The sequence below is a fragment of the Streptomyces sp. NPDC053541 genome (genome assembly GCF_044544705.1).
Classification (GTDB): Bacteria; Actinomycetota; Actinomycetes; order Streptomycetales; family Streptomycetaceae; genus Streptomyces.
The window spans coordinates 542,584-563,926 of record NZ_JBITXM010000004.1; the positions used below are offsets into that span (position 1 = coordinate 542,584).

21 protein-coding genes and 2 tRNA genes are annotated in these 21,343 nt (G+C 73.8%); 17 read left to right on the plus strand and 6 right to left on the minus strand.

The features are described 5' to 3' along the window. Positions 1-162: 162 nt before the first annotated feature. Positions 163-612, minus strand: a complete 450-nt coding sequence (locus ACIGW2_RS13035) for an SSI family serine proteinase inhibitor (protein ID WP_391655900.1) — start codon at positions 610-612, stop codon at positions 163-165. Positions 613-827: 215 nt separating this feature from the next. Here ACIGW2_RS13035 and ACIGW2_RS13040 point away from each other — a divergent pair. Further along, positions 828-918: transfer RNA gene (locus ACIGW2_RS13040), tRNA-Ser, on the plus strand. A 311-nt stretch (positions 919-1,229) separates the two neighbouring features. Beyond that, positions 1,230-1,302 (plus strand) — tRNA-Arg (locus ACIGW2_RS13045). 85 nt (positions 1,303-1,387) lie between these two features. Here ACIGW2_RS13045 and ACIGW2_RS13050 read toward each other — a convergent pair. Continuing rightward, a complete protein-coding gene (locus tag ACIGW2_RS13050; RefSeq protein WP_399843321.1) occupies positions 1,388-2,182 on the minus strand; it encodes a hypothetical protein in 795 nt (264 codons plus the stop codon). A 130-nt stretch (positions 2,183-2,312) separates the two neighbouring features. On the opposite strand from ACIGW2_RS13050, the gene ACIGW2_RS13055 reads away from it, so the two are divergent. The 11 genes from ACIGW2_RS13055 to ACIGW2_RS13105 all read left to right on the plus strand — a co-directional run bounded on the left by ACIGW2_RS13055 (position 2,313) and on the right by ACIGW2_RS13105 (position 14,842). After that, complete coding sequence (locus tag ACIGW2_RS13055) at positions 2,313-2,957, plus strand: histone deacetylase (RefSeq protein WP_399843323.1); 645 nt, start codon at positions 2,313-2,315, stop codon at positions 2,955-2,957. Positions 2,958-3,024: 67 nt separating this feature from the next. Continuing rightward, positions 3,025-3,903 carry a Bro-N domain-containing protein gene (locus ACIGW2_RS13060; RefSeq protein ID WP_391655898.1) on the plus strand — a complete coding sequence of 293 codons (879 nt, stop codon included), beginning with the start codon at positions 3,025-3,027 and terminating at the stop codon, positions 3,901-3,903. Between the two features lie 129 nt (positions 3,904-4,032). Then, positions 4,033-4,923, plus strand: coding sequence for a DUF2797 domain-containing protein (locus tag ACIGW2_RS13065; protein ID WP_399843324.1), 891 nt, complete (start codon positions 4,033-4,035; stop codon positions 4,921-4,923). A 281-nt stretch (positions 4,924-5,204) separates the two neighbouring features. Beyond that, complete coding sequence (locus tag ACIGW2_RS13070; protein ID WP_361578901.1) at positions 5,205-5,540, plus strand: antibiotic biosynthesis monooxygenase; 336 nt, start codon at positions 5,205-5,207, stop codon at positions 5,538-5,540. A gap of 43 nt (positions 5,541-5,583) precedes the next feature. Further along, complete coding sequence (locus tag ACIGW2_RS13075) at positions 5,584-6,492, plus strand: amidohydrolase family protein (RefSeq protein ID WP_399843540.1); 909 nt, start codon at positions 5,584-5,586, stop codon at positions 6,490-6,492. A 96-nt stretch (positions 6,493-6,588) separates the two neighbouring features. Further along, entirely contained in the window at positions 6,589-7,326 is a 738-nt protein-coding gene (locus tag ACIGW2_RS13080) for a response regulator transcription factor (protein ID WP_391655896.1), read from the plus strand. Between the two features lie 3 nt (positions 7,327-7,329). Continuing rightward, positions 7,330-8,808: a sensor histidine kinase gene (locus ACIGW2_RS13085; protein WP_391655895.1), complete on the plus strand. Its 1,479-nt coding sequence runs from the start codon at positions 7,330-7,332 to the stop codon at positions 8,806-8,808. 145 nt (positions 8,809-8,953) lie between these two features. Then, entirely contained in the window at positions 8,954-10,213 is a 1,260-nt protein-coding gene (locus tag ACIGW2_RS13090; protein WP_391655894.1) for a glycosyltransferase, read from the plus strand. Next, on the plus strand, positions 10,210-12,348 hold the full coding sequence (locus ACIGW2_RS13095) for an ArnT family glycosyltransferase (protein WP_399843327.1): 2,139 nt from the start codon (positions 10,210-10,212) through the stop codon (positions 12,346-12,348). The genes ACIGW2_RS13090 and ACIGW2_RS13095 overlap by 4 nt, the downstream gene beginning before the upstream one ends. A 97-nt stretch (positions 12,349-12,445) precedes the next feature. Beyond that, positions 12,446-13,948 (plus strand): MFS transporter, encoded by a 1,503-nt coding sequence (locus ACIGW2_RS13100; protein ID WP_391655892.1) that lies wholly within the window; start codon positions 12,446-12,448, stop codon positions 13,946-13,948. Between the two features lie 36 nt (positions 13,949-13,984). Beyond that, positions 13,985-14,842 (plus strand): TetR/AcrR family transcriptional regulator, encoded by an 858-nt coding sequence (locus ACIGW2_RS13105; RefSeq protein ID WP_391655891.1) that lies wholly within the window; start codon positions 13,985-13,987, stop codon positions 14,840-14,842. Between the two features lie 81 nt (positions 14,843-14,923). Here ACIGW2_RS13105 and ACIGW2_RS13110 read toward each other — a convergent pair whose 3' ends face one another. After that, positions 14,924-16,525 carry an MDR family MFS transporter gene (locus tag ACIGW2_RS13110; protein ID WP_391655890.1) on the minus strand — a complete coding sequence of 534 codons (1,602 nt, stop codon included), beginning with the start codon at positions 16,523-16,525 and terminating at the stop codon, positions 14,924-14,926. Between the two features lie 39 nt (positions 16,526-16,564). Further along, positions 16,565-17,014 carry a MarR family winged helix-turn-helix transcriptional regulator gene (locus ACIGW2_RS13115; protein WP_356062452.1) on the minus strand — a complete coding sequence of 150 codons (450 nt, stop codon included), beginning with the start codon at positions 17,012-17,014 and terminating at the stop codon, positions 16,565-16,567. A 180-nt stretch (positions 17,015-17,194) separates the two neighbouring features. Here ACIGW2_RS13115 and ACIGW2_RS13120 point away from each other — a divergent pair, with 180 nt between their 5' ends. Both ACIGW2_RS13120 and ACIGW2_RS13125 read left to right on the plus strand, forming a co-directional pair. Further along, positions 17,195-17,428, plus strand: coding sequence for a hypothetical protein (locus ACIGW2_RS13120; RefSeq protein WP_361578924.1), 234 nt, complete (start codon positions 17,195-17,197; stop codon positions 17,426-17,428). 142 nt (positions 17,429-17,570) lie between these two features. Then, positions 17,571-18,797, plus strand: a complete 1,227-nt coding sequence (locus ACIGW2_RS13125) for a glycosyltransferase (protein WP_391655955.1) — start codon at positions 17,571-17,573, stop codon at positions 18,795-18,797. A 319-nt stretch (positions 18,798-19,116) separates the two neighbouring features. Here ACIGW2_RS13125 and ACIGW2_RS13130 read toward each other — a convergent pair whose 3' ends face one another. Next, positions 19,117-19,488: a VOC family protein gene (locus ACIGW2_RS13130; RefSeq protein WP_391655889.1), complete on the minus strand. Its 372-nt coding sequence runs from the start codon at positions 19,486-19,488 to the stop codon at positions 19,117-19,119. A 90-nt stretch (positions 19,489-19,578) separates the two neighbouring features. On the opposite strand from ACIGW2_RS13130, the gene ACIGW2_RS13135 reads away from it, so the two are divergent. Continuing rightward, entirely contained in the window at positions 19,579-19,860 is a 282-nt protein-coding gene (locus ACIGW2_RS13135; protein ID WP_391655888.1) for an ArsR/SmtB family transcription factor, read from the plus strand. Between the two features lie 948 nt (positions 19,861-20,808). Further along, on the plus strand, positions 20,809-21,150 hold the full coding sequence (locus tag ACIGW2_RS13140) for a DoxX family protein (RefSeq protein WP_356062463.1): 342 nt from the start codon (positions 20,809-20,811) through the stop codon (positions 21,148-21,150). Positions 21,151-21,154: 4 nt separating this feature from the next. Here the strand turns inward: ACIGW2_RS13140 and ACIGW2_RS13145 are convergent, their stop codons facing one another. Beyond that, positions 21,155-21,343, minus strand: a complete 189-nt coding sequence (locus tag ACIGW2_RS13145) for a DUF397 domain-containing protein (protein WP_391655887.1) — start codon at positions 21,341-21,343, stop codon at positions 21,155-21,157.

Genomic DNA, 21,343 nt, shown 5'->3' on the forward strand with positions numbered 1-21,343 from the left:
GCCCATCTTGCCGTTCGGGCCGCGGCCTGTCACGGAGGGAGTCTAAGGGAGGGCGGGCCTCCGCCTCTGGAGACGGGGTGGAGGTTCGGTGACCTGCCCCTGCCCCTGCCCCTGCCCCTCGCCCCCCGCCGATCCGCCGGACGGTCCTGGACCCGGACGGTCCTAGACGCGGGGGAGGACGGGGCGGAGGTTCTCCCAGCGGTCGATCTCGCACCCGTTGGCGCGGGAGAAGCCGGCGTCGACCCGGCGGCCCTGCCAGCTGCCGCTGATGCGGGCGGTGGCCGGGCCGCCGTACTGCTGGGTGCAGAAGCCGTCGGCCGGCACGGGCGCGAAGGGGTCGGTGCCGGACTGCGCGAGCTGGTCGAGGCGCTTGCAGGCGTTCGCGGCGGCCGGGTGCGTGCTGCCGGGGGTTCCCTGGGCGGGCGTGGCGCCGTCGCACTCGAGGCGGAAGGTGCCGTCGGCCTCGGCGTGGCCGCTCTTCTCGATGGCGACGGTGAGGGAGGTGACGGTGGCCGGGCCGGACAGCAGCGGGAGCGGGGGCAGCGGCCCGAGCCCTCCGACGCCGGTCAGGGCGGTGGCGGCGACGGTCGAGAGGAGGAGGGGGCGCAGCATGACGGACTCCCGTGGTGATGCGTGTGGCGGGTGCGGGCCTGGGCGTTTCCCTGACTAACGCTCCGGGCCCCGGCGCGTTGCGCAAGGCGGGCTGAGCCGGGCGGGGGGCTTTGCCCTGGCGCCCCGGGTCCTAGTACGGTGATAAGCGATTGGTGGCACGCGGCTCGTCTGTGTCATCATCTCCACGCACCACCCGCGCACGCGCGGGGCGTGAAGGAGGCGTCGCCTAGTCCGGTCTATGGCGCCGCACTGCTAATGCGGTTTGGGTTTTAAAGCCCATCGAGGGTTCAAATCCCTCCGCCTCCGCCCCACGGAAGCCCCGGTCCCCAGGACCGGGGCTTCTCCCGTTCCCGCCCCCTCCCGCCCCCTCCCGGCCCCACCTGCGCGCCCCCTCGCGCCCCCCTGTGACCCCGGTCTCTTTTCCCCCCTCGGGGCCCTCCCCCGCACCCTCGCGCACCTGCCCGGCCCCCGCTCCCCGCCGGTGATCGTTTGACGTTTTCGCAGGTCACAAGGGGTGGACCCAATGGATTTCACATGACGGCGGCAGTCATGTAATGTTCTTCCTGTCGCCGCGAGCGGGCCGAAAGGCCGGGGAGCGGAGGCGGAAAACAAAACAAGCACTCGTAGCTTAACGGATAGAGCATCTGACTACGGATCAGAAGGTTGCAGGTTCGAATCCTGCCGAGTGCACACAGACAAGAGGCCCGGACGAGAGTCCGGGCCTCTTGCGTTGTCGTGGGGCGGGCGGGGGGATCTCGCGCCGCCGTTCTGAGCGTCAGCCGGCCTTGGACGGGTCGATGCCGTAGAGGAGGGAGGCCTTCGCGGCCTCCGGGGCGGTGCAGGGGGAGTGGGCCGGGGCGGGCCAGAGGGGGTGGAGGTCCCGGGAGGTGGGGGAGGGGTCCATGCGGAGGTAGTGGCAGGTGGTGTTGATGCGGAGGGCGACCGCGTAGACGCCGGCCGGGGCCGGGGTGCCGGAGACGGCGGTGACGCGGTCCTCGGGAGTCACCAGGTGCTGCTTCCGCAGGAAGTCCACGGCGCCCCGCGGGGTGTGCGGGTAGCCCTTGGTGGAGAGGGGGCGCCGGGCGGAGGGGCCGGAGGCCCGGTGGGAGAGGAGGGCGCCCAGCTCGGCCACCGGGCTGCCGGGCTTGCCGTCCGTGCGCGAGTTCGGGCAGGGCAGGTCGGCCTGGGTCACGCTGTGCGGGCCGAACGCGAAGGTGTAGCGGTAGCAGCGGACCGGGTAGCCGCCCGTCACCACCTCGTCGCCGCTCGGCGGGACCAGGCCCAGCATCACGTCCAGCGTGTGCATCGTGCCCTTCTCCCGGCTCCGCTCGGTGCGGGCGCTCAGCAGAATCCCGCCGTGGGCCTCGGCCTGGAGGGCGAGCGTGCCCTGCGTGAACTGGCCCCCGTAGGGCTGCCCGCCCGAGTAGAAGCCCGCGTTCAGGTCACCCCGCAGGCTCTCGGCCAGCGCGCCGGCCTCGGCGTCCACCCCGGACGTGTCCGGCGCGTCCAGCCGCTGGTACAGCAGGGTCCCGCCGACTCCCGCGGCGGCCGCGACCAGCGCGGTCAGCACGTGAAGGAGCGCCCGCGCCCCGGCTCCCGGACGCCAACTCCGTTGCGTCGCCATCGTCATCCCGTTCCCCCCTCGATCGACCGTCCGATCCTAGGGAGGTCCCGGTCCCGCCCCGGTAGCCTCCCCCGCCATGGATGTCTGGTACGTCGCCTACGGGTCCAACACCCATCGCGAGCGGCTCGGGCGGTATCTCGCCGCCTGCCGGGACCCGGCCGCGCCGCGGGAGTCGCGGGCCGTCGAACTCGACGGGGTCTTGTACTTCGCCACCGAGTCGGCCGTGTGGGGCGGCGGGCGCGGGTTCCACGATCCGGGCGCGGCGGGGCGGACGCTCGCGCGGGCGCACCTGCTCACCGCCGAGCAGTTCGGGGACATCACCGCCCTGGAGATGTACCGCGAGCCCGGGGACGGGGCCGGGTTCGGGGCCGGGTTCGGGGCGGGGGAGCTCGCGGAGGTGGTCGCGCGCGGGTGCGTGTCCTTCGGGAGCGGGCGGTACGAGACGGTGGTGTGCGCCGGGGAGCTGGACGGGCTGCCGATGCTGACGTTCACCGCGCCCTGGGCGGTCGCCGACGTCGAGCTGCGCGCGCCCGCGGAGCCGTATCTGCGTCACATCGCCGCCGGCCTGCAGGAGTCCGGCGCCTGGACCGACCGCGAGATCGCCCGTTATCTGGCCGGCAGCCCGGGGGCCGCCGGCACGTGGACGGAGGAGGACGTCCTCTCGTTCCTCACGATTCTTCCGGACAATCCCCGTTCGGGTGGATCCCACACCTTCGGGTGAACCGGACGGATCTGCATGTCAGTTGAATATGCCCTCGGCCTAGCGTGCTGGTGGAGGTGACGCCCAGATGACCGCCATCGACGCCATCGACATCGACGACTTCGTGTACGCCGCCACGGGGGCGCGGCTGCGCAGGCTCACACTGCCGGACGGGACGCACTGGTTCCCCGCCGTGGACGCGGCGCGGCAGCTCGGGTACGGGAGCGCACGGCAGGCCCTGCGCGCACACGTCGCGGACGCCCTGCACACGACGGTCGGTGAGCTGCCGATCGAGCTGTCGGGAGAGCGCGGGCTGCGGAACGGGCTGCGCGGCTCCACCCGGATGGTGTGCCTGGAGGGCCTCGTGCAACTGGTGAACGCCTCCGGGCGGCCGGCCACCGGTCCCTTCCGGGCCTGGGTCGCCGACCTGGTCGTCGGGGTGCAGCGGGACGGTTCGTACGGGCTCGACCCCGCGCCCGCCTCCACCGGCGGCTTCGTCCTGCCGCAGCCCCTGCTCGACGTCCTCGTCCGCCTGGAGGAGGCCGCCCTGCGGCCCGAGGCCGACTGGGGCGAGCTGCTGCGCGAGGCCGGGCACGACCTGCACCGGCTCGCCGAGTCCCTCGACCGCCTGTCCCTGCCCGCCCAGCGCACCGGCCCCCGTCCCGCCCCCGCCCCGACCGGCGAGCCGGAGACCGGGCCCCGGGTCGCCCGCACCCCGCAGGAGCTCCTCGACTCCTGGTGCGCGCGCAACGCCGTCGTCGGCGAGGACGTGCACGCCGTCGCCGCGTACCTCGCGCCCGCCCTCGTCCGGGGCGGGGTCCGCTACCGCCTGGAGGAGGTGGCCCGCCGCACCGGGCTCACCGCCGAGCGCGTCCGCGACTGCGTCCGCACCCTCGTCGAGCGCGGCTGCATGCGGCACGCCGGCGGTGCCGGCACGGACGGCGGACTGCTCTACGCCCTGCCCTGAGGGCCGGGCCGTTCCTCCGGTCCTGTTCTCCGTTTCTGTTCCCCGGCCCCCGGGCCCTCGGCTCCCTGCCCTCTGCCCCCGGCCGCCGGCCGGGCCCCCGCTGTCAGTGGGCGGTACGACACTGGACGCATGGTGTGGCGAAGCGACGGCGTCTCCTGGCGGGACGGTGCGCCCCGGCTCCGGTGGGCCGGGGCCGGCGGGCGGGCCAGCGCGCTCCGGTACGGGCGGGAGCTCGGCTTCCGGGTCGTGGGCGGGGAGCGGCGCTGCTCCGGCGCCCGCGGCCACGCGTGCCCGACGGCCGCCGCCGTGCCCGCGCGCGGGACGGGCGGGCGGTGTGGGGAGTGCGCGCGGCTGGACCGGGCGCACTCGGTGGCCGCCGACACGTTCGCCGACGATCCCCGGCCGTACCGCGTGTACCTCGCCTGGTTCGGGCCGGGCCTGGTCAAGGTCGGCATCACCGGCGAGGAGCGCGGCTCCGCCCGGCTGCTCGAACAGGGCGCCGTCGCCTTCGCCTGGCTCGGCCGCGGCCCGCTGATGGCCGCCCGCCGGACCGAGGAGGTGCTGCGGCACGCCCTCGCGGTCCCCGACCGCATCCCGTACGCCCGGAAGCGGGCCGTGCGCTTCGCGCTGCCGCCCGCCGGGGAGCGCGCCCGCGAGCTGGCCGAACTGCACGCGCGGGCCGCCGGGGTGCCCGCCTGGGCCGAGACGCTCCAGGCCCTGCCCTGCGAGGTGCACGACCACGCGGAGGCCTTCGCCCTCGGCGCCCTGCAGGACTCCCCGGCCGCGCAGGTGGTCACCGAGCTCGTCCCCGACGGGGTCGTCGCGGGCCGGCTCGTGGCCGCCGCCGGGCCCGACCTGCACCTGCTCGACGCCGAGGCCCGGCCGCTGGTCCTGGACACCCGGCTGCTCACCGGCTGGGAGCTGGCCGCCGCGCCCGCCGGACACCCGGTGACCGTGCCCACGGCCACCGCCGCGGCCCCGGGCGACGAGGACGCCGGCGCCCAGGCCCTCCTCTTCTGAGCCCGGAGCCCGGAGCCCGGAGCCCGGAGCCCGAGGCCCGAGGCCCCGAAGCCCGGAGCCCGAGCCCCGAAGCCTGAGGCCCGGAGCCCGAAGCCCGAGGCCCGAGGCCCGAGGCCCGAGCCCCGAAGCCTGAGGCCCGGAGCCCGGAGCCTGAGGCCCGGAGCCCGAAGCCCGGAGCCCGAAGCCAGGCCAGGCCAGGCCAAGCCTTGAACCGTAAAGTCTTGGATCCCTTCGGCGGCCATCCATGGACAGCCCCGCCCGTCCCCCCGCAGGGTGAACCCATGACCCAGAGCCTGGTGGCGGGCCTCGAACCGCCGTACTACACCGCCGTCTTCACCTCCATCCGCCCCGACGCCCCCGAGGGCTACGGCGAGACCGCCGCCCGACTGCACGAGCTGGTCCAGGACATGCCCGGGTTCCTCGGCTACGAGTCCGCCCGCACCCCCGGCGGCATCGGCATCACCGTCGCCTACTTCCGCGACCTGGAGGGCCTCGCCGCCTGGCGGCGGCAGCCCGAGCACGCCGAGGCGCAGCGGCGCGGGCGCGAGGAGTGGTACGAGGCCTACAGCCTCCACATCGGGAAGGTCGAGCGGAGCCACTCCTTTGTCCGTCCCTGAGACGTCCGCCCCCGAGGCCCCCGAGGCCCCCGAGGCCCCCGGGATCCCGGAGGCGTCCGTCCCCGAGGGCCCGGACACGGCAGCCGGCGTCCGCGCCTGGGCCGGGCGGATCGGGCTGCCCGGGCTCGTCGACGTCCACACGCACTTCATGCCGCGCAACGTCCTCGACAAGGTGTGGGCCTACTTCGACTCCGCCGGGCCGCTCACCGGCCGGCCCTGGCCCATCACCTACCGCGAGGAGGAGGACCGGCGGGTCGAGCTGCTGCGGGAGTTCGGGGTGCGGGCCTTCACCGCGATGCTGTACCCGCACAAGCCCGGCATGGCCGGCTGGCTCAACGACTGGGCCGCCGGCTTCGCCGCCCGCGTGCCCGACTGCCTGCACACCGCGACCTTCTTCCCCGAGCCCGGCGCCGCCGACGGGGTCCGGGACGCGCTCGGCGCCGGCGCCCGGGTCTTCAAGGCGCACGTCCAGGTCGGCGGCTACGACCCGAACGACCCGCTGCTCGACGGCGTGTGGGGCACGATCCAGGACGCCGGCACGCCCGTGGTGATCCACTGCGGGTCCGGGCCGGCCCCGGGGGCCTACACCGGGCCGGGGCCGGTCGGGCGGCTGCTCGCCCGCTTCCCGCGGCTGCGGCTGGTGATCGCGCACATGGGGATGCCGGAGTACGAGGACTTCCTGGACCTCGCCGAGCGGTACGGGAACGTCCACCTGGACACCACCATGGCCTTCACCGACTTCAGCGAGGCCCTCGCGCCCTTCCCGGCGGACGGCCTGAAGCGCCTCGACGCGCTCGCGGACCGGATCCTGCTCGGCTCGGACTTCCCCAACATCCCCTATCCGTACGGGCACCAGCTGCACGCCCTGGAGCGGCTCGGGCTCGGCGAGCACTGGCTGCGGGCGGTCTGCCACGACAACGGTGCCCGCCTGTTCGGCCTCGCCCCCGCCTGACCGCACACCAGAAGGCCCGCGCACCCCCGGCCCTTTCTCAGGGAATTCACAGACGGGGGAAAGGCGGGTCTCACCCGCGCCGGGGACCGTGGCCCCATGACTGCGACCACGCCCCGACCGCGTACCGAACTGCTGCGGCCCGACGGCTCCGCCGTCCGCGTCCTCGTCGTCGACGACGAGGCCTCGCTCGCCGAACTGCTCTCCATGGCCCTGCGGTACGAGGGCTGGCAGGTGCACAGCGCGGGCGACGGGGCCGGGGCGCTGCGGCGGGCCCGGGAGTTCCGGCCGGACGTCGTCGTGCTCGACATGATGCTGCCGGACATGGACGGCCTGGCCGTCCTCGGGCGACTGCGGCGCGAGCTGCCGGAGGTGCCGGTGCTGTTCCTGACGGCGAAGGACGCCGTGGAGGACCGGATCGCCGGGCTCACGGCGGGCGGCGACGACTACGTCACCAAGCCGTTCAGTCTGGAGGAGGTCGTGGCCCGGCTCCGCGGGCTCATCCGGCGCTCCGGGGCCGCCCAGGCGCGCGCCGAGTCGCTGCTCACGGTCGGCGACCTGACCCTGGACGAGGACAGCCACGAGGTCACCCGGGGCGGCGAGTCGATCCATCTGACCGCGACCGAGTTCGAGTTGCTGCGCTTCCTGATGCGCAATCCGCGCCGGGTGCTCAGCAAGGCGCAGATCCTGGACCGGGTGTGGTCTTACGACTTCGGCGGGCAGGCGAACGTCGTCGAGCTGTACATCTCCTACCTGCGGCGGAAGATCGACGCGGGGCGCAGCCCGATGATCCACACCCGGCGCGGCGCCGGGTACCTGATCAAGCCGGGGGAGTGAGCGGTGCCGGCCCGTCGCCGGCCGTGGTCGCTGCGCACCCGGCTCGTGGTCTCCGCCGTCGCGCTCATCGCCGTGGTCTGCGCGGTGATCGGCACGGTGACGACGATCGCGTTCCGGTCCTATCTCTACGAGCAGGTCGACAAGCAGCTCCTGGCCGTCGCCGACCGGGCGGCCGGGCCGCCGCCGTCGGCTCCCGGGCCGCTGCCCGGCGGCTTCGACACCCCGCTGGGCTTCGTCACGGGGCCGGGCGCCCCGCTGCACACCGTCGGCGCGCTGGTGGTGGGCGGGGAGGTGACCTCGGCGGTGGTGTCGGCGACGCCGGAGGAGGGCCGGTACGGGCCGATGTACCGGGTGGAGGCGCTCGACGCGGCCCAGGGCGCGGCCCTCGCCGCCGTCCCGCGCGACGGGGACGCGCACACGGTGGCGCTGCCGGGCGGGCTCGGCGACTACCGGGTGCAGTACACGACCGGCAAGCGCGGCGACTTCCTCACGGGCGTCCCGCTGGCCGAGCTCCAGGACTCCCTCTCCACGCTGGTCGTGGTCGAGCTGAGCGTGACGGCGGCGGGCCTGGTCGCGGCCTCGCTGGCCGGTACGGTGCTCGTGCGGGTCGCGCTCGCCCCGCTCCGCAGGGTGGCGGGCACGGCGGCGCAGGTGGCCCGACTGCCGCTGCACAGCGGTGAGGTGATGCTGGATCACCGGGTGCCGGAGGCGCAGGCCGATCCGCGGACGGAGGTCGGGCAGGTCGGCGCGGCCATCAACCGGATGCTGGACCACGTGCACGCGGCGCTCGACGCGCGGCAGCGCAGCGAGACCCGGGTGCGGCAGTTCGTCGCGGACGCCAGTCACGAGCTGCGCACCCCGCTCGCCTCGATCCGGGGGTACGCGGAGCTGACCCGGCGGGGGCGCGAGGAGTGCGGGCCGGACACCCGGCACGCGCTGGGGCGGATCGAGTCCGAGGCGACCCGGATGACGGGGCTGGTGGAGGACCTGCTGCTGCTGGCGCGGCTCGACACCGGACGCCCGCTCTCGTACGAGAGCACCGATCTCTCCCCGCTGGTCGTGGACGCCGTGTCCGACGCCCGCGCCGCCGGGCCCGGGCACCACTGGCGGCTCGAACTCCCCGACGGCCCGGTGAAGACGGCGGCCGACCCGGCCCGGCTGCACCAGGTCCTGGTGAACCTGCTCGCCAACGCCCGTACGCACACCCCGCCCGGTACGACGGTCACGGCCCGGCTCCACGAGGACGGGGCCCACGCGGTCGTCGAGGTCGAGGACGACGGGCCCGGCGTCCCGCCCGCGCTGCTGCCGTCCGTCTTCGAGCGCTTCGCGCGCGGTGACGCCTCCCGGGCGCGGAGCACCGGCAGCACGGGCCTCGGCCTGGCCATCGTCCGGGCGGTGACCCTCGCGCACGGCGGCCAGGTGGCCGTCGACAGCGCGCCGGGCCGCACCCTCTTCTCCGTACGCCTGCCCAGGCACCACTGAACCCACGGAGGCAGGGCCGGGCGGGGCCCGGCAACGCCGTCCGTGGCCCGTCCGTGGCCCGGCGAGGCCGTCCGGGGCCGGACTCACAGGCCCGCCACAGCCTCGGCACACCGCCGTGACAGGCGGCCCGGCGAGCGTCTGGGGCATGCGAACGCTTCCCGCGCGGGAACACCTCCCGGTGGGCGCGGCCGGCCCCCGCCCGCCCGTGCTCGACGTGGTGATTCCCGTCCACAACGAGGAGAAGGACCTGGAGCCGTGCGTGCTGCGGCTCCACGAGCACCTCTCCCGCACCTTCCCGTACGCCTTCCGGATCACGGTCGCCGACAACGCGTCCACCGACACCACCCCCTCCGTCGCCCGCGCCCTCGCCGCCCGTCTGCCGGGCGCCGTGCGCGCGGTGCGGCTGGAGGAGAAGGGCCGCGGCCGGGCGCTCCGCACGGTCTGGTCGGCCTCCGACGCCCCCGTCCTGGCCTACATGGACGTGGACCTGTCCACCGACCTCAACGCGCTGCTCCCGCTCGTCGCCCCGCTCATCTCCGGGCACTCCGACCTGGCGATCGGCTCCCGGCTCGCCCGCTCCTCGCGGGTGGTGCGCGGCCCGAAGCGGGAGTTCGTCTCCCGCGCCTACAACCTGATCCTGCGCGGCTCGCTCGCCGCCCGCTTCTCGGACGCGCAGTGCGGCTTCAAGGCGATCCGGCGGGAGGTGGCGGAGCGGCTGCTTCCGATGGTCGAGGACACCGGGTGGTTCTTCGACACCGAGATGCTGGTGCTCGCCGAGCGGGCCGGGCTGCGGATCCACGAGGTGCCGGTGGACTGGGTCGACGACCCGGACTCCAGCGTGCACATCGTGCGGACGGCCACCGAGGACCTGAAGGGCGTGTGGCGGGTGGGGCGGGCGCTGGCGACCGGTTCGCTGCCGCTGGACCGGCTCGCCCGGCCCTTCGGGGACGACCCGCGCGACCGCGAACTGGCGGGCGTGCCGGGCGGGCTGGCCCGCCAGCTGGTCGGCTTCTGCGTGGTCGGCGCCCTCTCCACGCTCTTCTACCTCGCCCTCTACTCCCTCTTCCGGCTCGGCGCCGGCTCCCAACTCGCCAATGCCGCGGCCCTTCTGGTGTCCGCCGTCGCCAACACGGCGGCGAACCGCCGGCTCACCTTCGGCGTGCGCGGCCGGGAGCGGGCCGCCCGGCACCAGGCGCAGGGCCTGGTGGTCTTCGGCATCGGTCTCGCCCTGACCAGCGGCTCGCTCGCGGCGCTCGGCGCGGCGACCGGGGCGCCCGCGCACTCCACCGAACTCGCCGTACTGGTCGTCGCCAACCTGGCCGCGACCGTCGTGCGCTTCCTCCTCTTCCGCCTCTGGGTCTTCCCGGCCCAGGAGCGTTCCGACGGCACAAGGACCTCTCGATGAATCCGCTCGTACGACGGCTCCGGCGCGGCCGGGCCGAGGACGCGCCCTGGGTGCGGCCCGCCTTCCTCGGTCTGCTGCTCGCGACCGCCGCGCTCTACCTCTGGAACCTGAGCGCGAGCGGCTACGCCAACTCCTTCTACTCCGCGGCCGTGCAGGCCGGTGGGGAGAGCTGGAAGGCCTTCTTCTTCGGCTCGCTCGACGCCGCCAACGCCATCACCGTCGACAAGCCGCCGGCCGCACTGTGGCCGATGGCGCTTTCGGTACGGCTCTTCGGGCTCGGCTCCTGGCAGATCCTGGTGCCCGAGGTGCTGATGGGCGTGGGCACGGTCGCCGTCCTGTACGCGGCGGTCCGGCGGCGCTTCGGCGCGGGCGCCGGCCTGATCGCGGGCACGGTGCTGGCGCTCACGCCGGTCGCCGCGCTGATGTTCCGCTTCAACAACCCGGACGCGCTGCTCGCGCTGCTCATGACGGTGGCCGTGTACTGCGTGCTGCGCGCCCTGGAGCTGGACCGGGGTGCGGCCCGCTGGCTGGTGTGGGCGGGGGCGGCGCTCGGGTTCGCGTTCCTCGCGAAGACCCTGCAGGCCTTCCTGATCCTGCCGGTGCTCGCGCTGGTGTACGCGGTGTGCGCGCCGGGCGGGTTCGGCCGGCGGCTCGGGCGGCTGGGCCTCGGCGGGCTGGCGCTGCTGGTGTCGGCGGGCTGGTGGGTGGCCCTGGTCGAGCTGTGGCCGACGTCCTCGCGGCCGTACGTCGGCGGCTCGCAGCACAACAGCTTCCTGGAGCTGACCTTCGGCTACAACGGCCTGGGCCGGCTCAACGGCGACGAGGTCGGCAGCGTCGGCGGAGGCGGCCGGGGCGGCCGGGGTGGCGGGCTGACCCTGGAGCTGCCGCCGGGCGTGGAGCTGCCCGGCGGTGCCGGCGGGCCGGGCGGCGGGCGCGGGGGCGGCTGGGGCGAGACGGGCCTGGGCCGGATGTTCAACGAGCAGGTGGGCGGGCAGATCTCCTGGCTGCTGCCGGCGGCGCTGCTCCTGCTGGTGGCCGGGCTCGTGGTGACCTGGCGGGCGGGGCGCACCGACACGGCGCGCTCGGCGTTCCTGGTGTGGGGCGGCTCGCTGCTGCTGACGTCGGGTGTCTTCAGCTTCATGGCCGGCATCTTCCACGAGTACTACACGGTGGCGATGGCTCCGTATGTGGCGGCGCTGATCGGCATGGGCGCGGCGGTGCTGTGGGAGGAGCGGGGGCACCTGCTCGCCTCGGCGGCGCTGGCGGGGTCCGTGGCGGTGAGCGCGGTGTGGGGGTTCGTGCTGCTCGGGCGGACGCCGGAGTGGCTGCCGTGGCTGCGCTGGGCGGTGCTGGTGGCCGGGTGCGCGGCGGCGCTGGGGCTGCTGGGCGCGGGCCGGCTGGACCGGCGGGTGGGCACGGCCCTGGCGGGCCTGGGCCTCGCGGCGGGGCTCGCGGGCCCCTTCGCGTACACCCTGGCGACGGTCGCGGAGGCCCACCAGGGCTCGATCGTCACGGCGGGCCCGGCCGGCACGCGCGGGCCGGGGGGCCGGGGGATGCCGGGGGACGGCCGGATGTTCTTCCTGTACGGGCCGGGGCCGGGCGGTCCGGGCGGTGCAGGCGGTCCGGGCATGGGCCAGGGGGCGGGCCAGGGCCGGCCTCCGGCGGGTGGCCAGGCTCCGGGCGGCGGCCAGGCTCCCGCCGGGCCCGGCAGCACCGGCAGCACCGGCGAGAACCGGACAGGCGGCGGCCCCGGCGGACTGGGCGGTCTCCTCAACGGCGCGAGCGTCGGCACCGAGGCCAAGGAGAAGCTCCTCGCCGGCGCGGACTCCTACACCTGGGTCGCGGCGGCCGTCGGCTCGCAGAACGCGGCCAGTTACCAGCTCGCCACCGAGAAGCCGGTGATGGCGATCGGCGGCTTCAACGGCAGCGATCCGTCGCCGACCCTCGCGCAGTTCCAGCGGTACGTGGCCGAGGGCCGGATCCACTACTTCATCGCGTCCGGCGGCGGCATGGGCGGAGGCGGGATGGGCGGCGGCGCGAGCAGCGGCAGTGCGATCTCGTCCTGGGTCGAGGAGACCTTCGCGAAGGTCACCGTCGGCGGAGCGACCTTCTACGACCTCACCAGCCGGACATAGGCGGCCGGATCATGGCCGGAAATAATCCCTATACAGCGTAAGAGAGCTCCCTATACGGTGTACGAGACCAAGCCTCGTACACCGTATAGGAGTCGTTATGACGGGCCCGGCCACCGGCGGCCACCCGCAGCGCTGGCTGATCCTCGGCGTCATCTGTCTCGCCCAGCTCACCGTGCTGCTCGACAACACCGTGCTCAGCGTCGCCATCCCCTCGCTGACCACCGAACTCCACGCGTCCACCAGCGACATCCAGTGGATGATCAACGCCTACTCGCTCGTGCAGTCCGGCCTCCTGCTCACCGCGGGCAACGCCGCCGACCGCTACGGGCGCAAGAAGATGCTGGCCATCGGCCTCGCGCTGTTCGGCCTCGGGTCGCTCACCGCCGGACTCGCCGAGTCGACCGGGCAGCTGATCGCCGCCCGCGCGGGCATGGGCGTCGGCGGCGCGCTCCTGATGACCACGACCCTCGCCGTCGTCATGCAGATCTTCGACGACTCCGAGCGGGTCAAGGCCATCGCGCTGTGGGCCACCGTCGGCTCGCTCGGCTTCGCGGCCGGGCCGCTCATCGGCGGCGCCATCCTCAACCACTTCTGGTGGGGAATGATCTTCCTCGTCAACATCCCGGTGGCCGTCATCGGTCTGGTCGCCGTCCTCAAGCTGGTCCCCGAGTCCAAGAACCCGCAGGGCGAGCGCCCCGACCTGGTCGGCGCGCTGCTCTCCACCATCGGCATGACCTCCGTGGTGTACGCGATCATCACCGGCCCCGAGCACGGCTGGACCTCCGGCCAGGTGCTCGTCCCGGCGGTGTTCGGCCTCGTGGTGCTCGGCGCCTTCGCGCTGTGGGAGCTCCGCGTCCCGTACCCGATGCTCGACATGCACTTCTTCCGCAACCAGAAGTTCGTGGGCGCGGTCGCCGGCGCGATCCTCGTGATGTTCGGCATGGGCGGCTCGCTGTTCCTGCTCACCCAGCACCTGCAGTTCGTGCTCGGCTACGAGCCGCTGGAGGCGGGTCTGCGGATGGCGCCGCTCGCGCTGACCGTCGTCGTCCTCAACCTGTCCGGCGTCGGCCCGCGGATCGTCGTGAAGCTCGGCACCCCGCTCACCGTCGCCGTCGGCATGACGCTGGTCGCGGGCGGTCTCACCTCGATCGCCCTGCTCGGCGGCGGCACCGAGGGCACCTACTGGGGCATGCTGCTCGGCCTGGTCCTGATGGGCGTCGGCATCGCGGTCTCCAACCCGGCCATGGCCAACGCCATCATGGGCGCCATCCCGCCGGAGAAGGCCGGTGTCGGCGCCGGAGTCAACGGCACCCTCGCGGAGTTCGGCAACGGCCTCGGCGTCGCCGTCCTCGGCGCGGTCCTCAACGCGCGCTTCGCCGCCCTCGTCACCGTCACCGCCACCTCCCTGCCGGCCGCCCTGGCCGCGGCGGGCAGCGAGGCCGAACGCGGGCAGATCTCCGACGCCTTCGCCACCGGCCTGCAGACCAGCCAACTGGTCGGCGCGCTCGCCGTCTTCGCCGGCGGTCTGCTCGCCGCGGCCCTGCTCGGCCGGGCCGAGCGGGCGGAGCAGCGGACGAAGCAGCACGAGATGGCTGCCTAGCATGGTCACGGACCACTGAGCAGACGGAGGAACGCGATGGTCAAGGCGGCGGACAGGGCCAAGAACCCGGCGCGTTCCAGCGTGTGGCTGGAGAACCGGGCCGCCCGCAGCGGGGGCGGCCCGGCCGGGCTCGACCGGGAGCGGATCGTGGCCGCCTCGATCCGGATGCTCGACGAGGAGGGCCTGGCCAAGCTGTCGATGCGGCGGCTCGCCACCGAGCTGAACGTCACCGCGATGTCCCTGTACTGGTACGTCGACACCAAGGACGACATCCTCGAGTACGCCATCGACACGGTGTACGGGGAGATGGACCTGGTCGCGGTGGAGGGGGCCGGCGGCTGGCGGGACCGGATCCGGACGCTCGCGCTCGAGTACCGGCGGATGCTCGTGCGCCACCCGTGGATGTCGGCGGTCGCGGGCCAGTACCTCAACATCGGCCCGAACGCGATCGCCGCCGGGGTGAAGATCCAGGCCGCGATCCGGGACACCGGTCTTCCGGTCGCGCGCCAGCCGAGCGCGATGGCGGCGGTCTTCCAGTTCGTCTACGGCTACGGCACGATCGAGGGCCAGTTCCACCGGGTCGCGCAGCAGGCCGGCATGTCGCAGGACGACTACTACACCGCCTCGCTCAAGGCCTTCCGCGACGACGAGAAGATCATGGGCGCCCTGGAGGAGATGACGGAGATCCTCACCGAGCGCCAGACGCACGGCACGGTCAGCCAGATCTGGGACCGGGACTTCGAGTACGCGCTCGACGTGCTGGTGGCGGGCATCGAGGTCATGGTCGAGCGCAGCCGCACGGAGCAGCCCGAGGCGCCCGGCGAGACCGGGGAGCCGGGGGAGCCGGAGGAGGCCGGGGAGCCGGGGAAGGCCGGGGACGGCCCCGACGCATGACGGAGCGGCGGGCCGTCCCCTGCCCGCCGCTCCGTATTCCGCCCGGCCGCGCCTCCGCTCGAAGCGCGGCCGGGAGTCTTCTCACTGGTCGGCGGCGACCTTCTGGTCCGCGTCGACCTTGTTGCTCTTCAGCGCGACCTCCTTGATGAACAGCGTCACCAGGAAGGCGATCAGCGCGAACGGCGCCGAGTAGAGGAACACGTCGCCCACGCCGTGGCCGTACGCGTTCTCCATCACCGTGCGGATCGGGGCCGGCAGCTTGTCCATGTCCGGGATGCCACCGCCACCGCCGCCCTGGCCCAGGGCCGCCGCGGCCTTCGGGCCGAGCTCGGCCAGGCCGTCCTTGACGTAGTCGGTGACCCGGTGGGCCATGACCGCGCCGAGCGCCGAGACACCGATCGCACCGCCCAGGGAGCGGAAGAAGGTGACGACGGAGGAGGCGGCGCCGAGGTCGGCGGGGGCGACCTGGTTCTGCGTGCACAGCACCAGGTTCTGCATCATCATGCCGAGGCCGAGGCCGAGGACCGCCATGAAGAGCGCGATGTGCCAGTACTCCGTGTCGTAGCGGATCGTGCCGAGCAGCCCGAGACCGCCGGTGGCGAGCGCGCCGCCGCTGACCAGCCAGGCCTTCCAGCGGCCGGTCTTGGTGATGATCATGCCGGAGACCGTCGAGGAGACGAACAGGCCGCCGATCATCGGGATGGTGAGGACGCCGGACATCGTCGGCGACTCGTTGCGGGCCAGCTGGAAGTACTGGCTGAAGAAGACCGTGCCGGCGAACATCGCGACGCCCACGAACAGCGAGGCCAGCGAGGCCAGGGTGATCGTGCGGTTGCGGAACAGGCGCAGCGGGATGATCGGCTCGGCGGCCTTGGACTCGACGAGCAGGAAGACCGCGCCGAGCAGCACGGAACCGCCCACCATCGCGGCCGTCTGCCAGGACAGCCAGTCGTACTTGTCGCCGGCGAAGGTGACCCAGATGAGCAGCAGGGACACGGCGGCGCTGATGAAGAAGGCGCCCGCCCAGTCGACCTTGACCTCGCGCTTCACGACCGGGAGCTTGAGGGTCTTCTGCAGGACGAGGAGCGCGATCAGCGCGAAGGGCACGCCGACGTAGAAGCACCAGCGCCAGCCGAGCCACTCGGTGTCGGTGATGACGCCGCCGAGCAGCGGGCCGCCGACGGTGGCGACGGCGAAGACCGCGCCGAGGTAGCCGCTGTACCGGCCGCGCTCACGCGGGGCGATCATGGCGGCCAGGATGATCTGGGAGAGGGCGGTCAGACCGCCGACGCCGATGCCCTGGACCACGCGGCAGGCGATGAGCATGCCGGTGTTCTGCGAGAGGCCGGCGACGACCGAGCCCGCCACGTAGATGATCAGGGCTATCTGGACCAGCAGCTTCTTGGAGAAGAGGTCCGCGAGCTTGCCCCAGAGCGGGGTGGTCGCCGTCATCGACAGGAGGGCGGCGGTCACGACCCAGGTGTAGGCGGACTGGCCGCCGCCGAGGTCGGTGATGATCTGCGGGAGGGCGTTGGAGACGATCGTCGAGGACAGGATGGCGACGAACATGCCGAGCAGGAGCCCGGACAGCGCCTCCATGATCTGCCGGTGCGTCATCGGGGCGGCGCCGGAGCTGTCGGTCCGGCCTTCCCGTGCACCCGTGGCAGGTGCGGTGGTAGCCATGAATTTCCTTTGCGTGAGGTCGTCTGCGTCAGGTCGTCGTCAGTCGCGGGCGTGGTGGGCCCGGCAGTCCCCGAAGGAGTCGCGGAGGCGGGCGAGCAGTGCGGTGAGCGTCTCGACGTCGTCGTCGGACCAGTCCGCGAGGGTGCGGGCGAGCATGTCGGTCAGCCGCCGGTCGAGCTCGGCGAGCATCGCCTCGCCGCCCGGGGTGAGGTGGAGGATGCGGGACCGCCGGTCGGCCGGGTCGGGCAGCCGCTCGACCCAGCCGCGCTCCACCGTGTGGGCCACGTGTCGGCTGCTCACCGACATGTCGACCGACATCAGCTCGGAGACCCGGCTCATGCGCATGTCGCCGTGGTGCTGGAGGAGGGCCAGGACGATCGCCGAGCCGCCCGGGCAGTCGGCCGGCAGGGTCCGGGCGAGCCCGCGCTTGACCGCGCCGACCGCACTCACCTGCCGGGCGAGGGCCTCGTAGCGGCTGTGCCTGTCCATCCCGAACCCCTCCATCTTGTTGCTTAGGGCAACGATAGAGATGGATGGTTGCTTCAGGCAAACTAAATCGGTCAAAGCGCGCTAAAGAATCGGCAAAGGGGGGAGGGGGCGTGTGGGTACGGCGCAGAGGGCGCGACCGCGGCTTGGGGCCGCGAGTCCGACTTCGCTAGGGTCCGGGCCATGGCACACAACCCCCAAGCACCGTACGGCCAGGGCGGCCAGGGCGCCGATGGCTCCTACGACCCCGCCGGCAGCACCCAGATGTTCCGCGCCTTCGTCGACGAGGGCACCCCGCAGCGGCAGCAGCAGCACCAGGCCGTCGCGCCGTCCTCCGGCCCCCGCGTCGGCCTGATCGTCGGCGTGATCGTCGCGATCGCGGTCCTGGCGGGCGTGGCCTGGCTGGCACTCGGCTGAACCGACCGCGGGTCCGGCCTGGCGCCGGAAGAGGGCGGTCGTGCGGTGGTCCCGGAACCTCCGCCCGACCGCCCTCTTCCGTGATCGACTGGAGCCACGGGCGCCCCGGGCGCCGACGACACGGGCCATGGGGGTCTTCAGGATGCGCGTACTGCTGCTCTCGTACGGATCGCGGGGGGACGTCGAGCCGATGATCGGGCTCGCGCTCCGGCTGCGGGAACTCGGCGCCGAGCCGCGCGTCTGCGCCCCGCCCGACTTCGCGGAGCTGCTCGCCGCCGAGGGGCTGCCGCTGGTGCCGCTCGGCCGCTCGCTCAAGGAGCAGGCCACCGAGGCGGTCACCGGAGTGCCCGGTACCCAGCGGCCGCCCAGCATGGCCGAACGGGCGACGCGGCTGATCACCACGGTGTACGAGGCGGCCTCCGCCGCCGCCGAGGACTGCGCCGCCGTCGTGGCGACGGGCCTGGTCCCGGCCGCCGCGGCCGCACGCGCTGTGGCAGACCGGCTCGGCATCCCGTACTTCTTCGTCTCCTACTTCCCGAACTACCTCCCCTCGCCCCACCATCCGCCGCTCGCCTGGCCCGGCCACCCGCTGCCGGCCGACATCAGCGACAACCGGGCCCTGTGGGAGCTGAACGCCCGCGCCCTGAACGGACTGTTCGGCGCACCGATCAACGCCCACCGGGCCACGCTCGGCCTGCCGCCGGCCGAGGACGTGCGCTCCCACGTCTTCACCACCCGCCCCTGGCTCGCGGCCGACCCCACCCTCGCGCCCTGGCGGCAGCCGGCCGACCTGGACGTCGTGCAGACCGGCGCCTGGATCCGCCCGGACCACCGCCCGCTCCCGGCCGACCTGGCGGCCTTCCTGGACAGCGGCACCCCGCCGGTCTACGTCGGCTTCGGCAGCATGCCGGTACGTGACGCGGCGGAGGTCGCCCGCGCGGCGATCGGGGCCGTCCGCGCCCAGGGCCGACGCGTCCTGCTCTCGCGCGGCTGGGCGGGCCTGACGCCGGCGGACGAGGGCGCCGACTGTTTCGCCGTCGGCGAGGTCAACCAGCAGGCCCTGTTCGCCCGGGTCGCCGCCGTCGTCCACCACGGTGGCGCGGGCACGACCACCACGGCCGCCCGCGCGGGCGCCCCGCAGGTCCTCGTCCCGCAGATGGCGGACCAGCCCTACTGGGCGGACCGGGTCGCCGACCTCGCCATCGGCACGGCCCACCCGGGCCCGGCCCCGACCCTGGCCTCCCTCTCGGCCGCACTGGAGCGTGCGCTGACCCCGGAGACGGCCGGAAGGGCCAGTGAACTGGCCCCCCGCATCACCACGGACGGCGCGCAGCGCGCGGCGAAGCTGCTGGTGGAGGCGGTGAGGTAGGCGGGTTGGCGGTTTCGGGTGGGCTCTGGTGCGGCCGCCCCGGTTGCCCGTCCCGCCGTGGGCGGGTGACGGCCCGGCGGGTGGGGCGCGGGAGTGGAATGGGGTGCCCCTTGCCGTCTAGCGGCATTCGGTCGTCGTCGGGCCGGGATTCGTGCCCCGGTGGTCGCGGCCGGCGAAACGGCGCACATCGCGGCCCGCCGTGTGATGGGAGTGCACTTGTGTGACGGGAGGGGCGTCAACAGCCCCTCCTGTCGGAGTTTGCATGCCTCGTCCCCCCGGCCCGGTCCGGAGGACGACCGCGCCGCGTGCATGTCCGCTCTCAGGAGAGGGTCGCCCGCGCGGTCGCGTGGAACTGCACGTACTCGATCGTCCCGCCGCCCGGGTGCCGCACGGTCACGTTGCGGCCGGTGGGCACCTCGTTGGGGCCGTCCAGGATCTCTCCGCCGAGCCGCTCGGAGCGTTCGAGGACCTCGTCCAGCGACTCCACGATCGCGGTGGCGTGCGTGCCCCGGTAGGGCGCGAGGGCCTCCTCCGAGCCCGCGAGCAGCAGGTAGTCGCCGATCGTCGCCAGTTCGAGGTCGCGGTAGTCGAACCGGAGGCGTGGCTGCTCTCCCGTGAGTGCGACGAAGGTCGGCAGGGCCGCGTCCAGATCGTCGACGTAGACGCGGGCGAGCGTGGCGAGCACGGGCACGGACCCCTCCTAGATCATTTCGATATTCTCGAAACGTCGAATCGATCCGCATACTACGGCTGTCACCGGCACCAAGGCGAGGAGGAGTCCATGGGACGGCCCGACGTGGACCTGGCGGCGGTGCTGCACGCCCTGGGCGACCCGGTCCGGCTGGCGCTGGTGCGCCGGATGGCCGAGGAGGGCGAGAGCGCGTGCAGCCCGGTCGGCCTGGACGTGCCCCGGTCGACCCTGTCCAACCACTGGCGGATCCTCCGCGAGGCCGGCATCACCCACACCCGCCGGGAGGGCAAGGCGCGCGTGATGACCCTGCGCCGCACCGACCTCGACGCCCGCTTCCCGGGCCTCCTCGCGGCCGTCCTCGGAGCGTCCTGACGGCTCAGACGACCGGGGCGGTGGCCGTCGACTTCCTTGCGGAGCACGGCCCGTTGTTTGGGGAAACGGCGCCCCGGCGCGGATGTTTCTGCCCCGCACGGGCGTTTGGTCCGCCTTCGTGGACGCCCTGAAGTAGGGCACCGTGCGGCCGCCCTCTCTCCGAGAGTCGCGCCCTCCGTGGGCGGGTGACCGGCTGGTGGGTGGGTGCGCGGTCGTGGAATGGGGTGCCCCATCACGGCTTGGCGCCAACAGGCCGTCGGGGGGGGCGGGGATTCATGCCCCGCTGGTCACTCCTGGTGGGTGGAGGGGGCCCTCGGTGATGCAAAGTCGCGCATCGCGGCCCGTGGTGGGATGGGAGTGCACTCGTGTGACGAGAGAGGTCTCCTTGCTCGCCGGTTGTCGGGTTTTGCTCGCGCTGGGCTCCTCTGGCGCGGGGATCGCCGCCTCTTCCCCACACCCCGAGGCTTCCGCGCGTCCCACCTCCCACCGGGAGTGACCAGCGGGGCATGAATCCCAGCCCGATGACGGCCGTATGCCGCCGAGACGGCCCTGGGCACCCCATTCCACGACCGCGCACCCCACCCACCGGGCCGTCACCCGCCCACGGCGGGACGACTCCCCGGGCCTTTCCGCGCGGCCCGCTCCCCCCGGCCGCCCTCCGAGTGGGAAAAGGCTCCCGGAGCCGCCGGGTCAAGGGTGGCCGCAGGCCATCGCGGAGCGACGCGACCGCAGGGAGCGCCCTTGAGGCGGTGGCGGAGGGGGCCACACTCGGAGAGAGGGCGGCCGCACCAGAAGCCCACCGGAAACCCCCGGCCCGAGGGCCCCGGCCCCGCCCCGGAAAACGGCTCCAGAAAAAACTTCCCGGAGCGGTCACACGTACCGCCCGAGCGGTGTCAGTGCAGTGCGAGCGCGGGAAAGCCCCGGCGCCGCACGAACGAGGAGCCCGAGATGACCACCACCGCCACCGTCGTGACCGCCGTCGCCGCCTTCATGGCCGGGTTCTCCGGCCTCGCGATCTTCTTCCGCGCGAAGTTCGTGGTCGAGCCCCTCGCCGAGTACGGCGTCCCGCGCCGCACCTGGAACCTGCTCGGTGCGGCCAAGCTCGCCGGCGCGGTGGGGCTCCTCGTCGGCTACGCGATCCCTGCGATCGGGATCGCCGCCGCGATCGGCCTCGTCCTCTACTTCGCCGGCGCCGTGATCACCGTCCTCCGCGCCCGCGCGTACGGACACGTCCCGTTCCCGCTGATCTACATGGCCCCGGCGGTCGCCGTCCTGGCGCTGGCGGCGTGACGATTCACAGGCTGTGGACGAACGCGTCCCAGGCACCCCGCCCGAAGACGACAGCAGGCCCCTCCGGGGCCTTGCTGTCACGTACGGGGACGAGGCCGGGGAATCCGGGGGCGATTTCGAGGCAGTCGCCGCCGTTGTTGCCGCTGTAGCTGCTCTTGATCCAGGTCGCCGTGTCGAGGTCGTACGGCCGCAT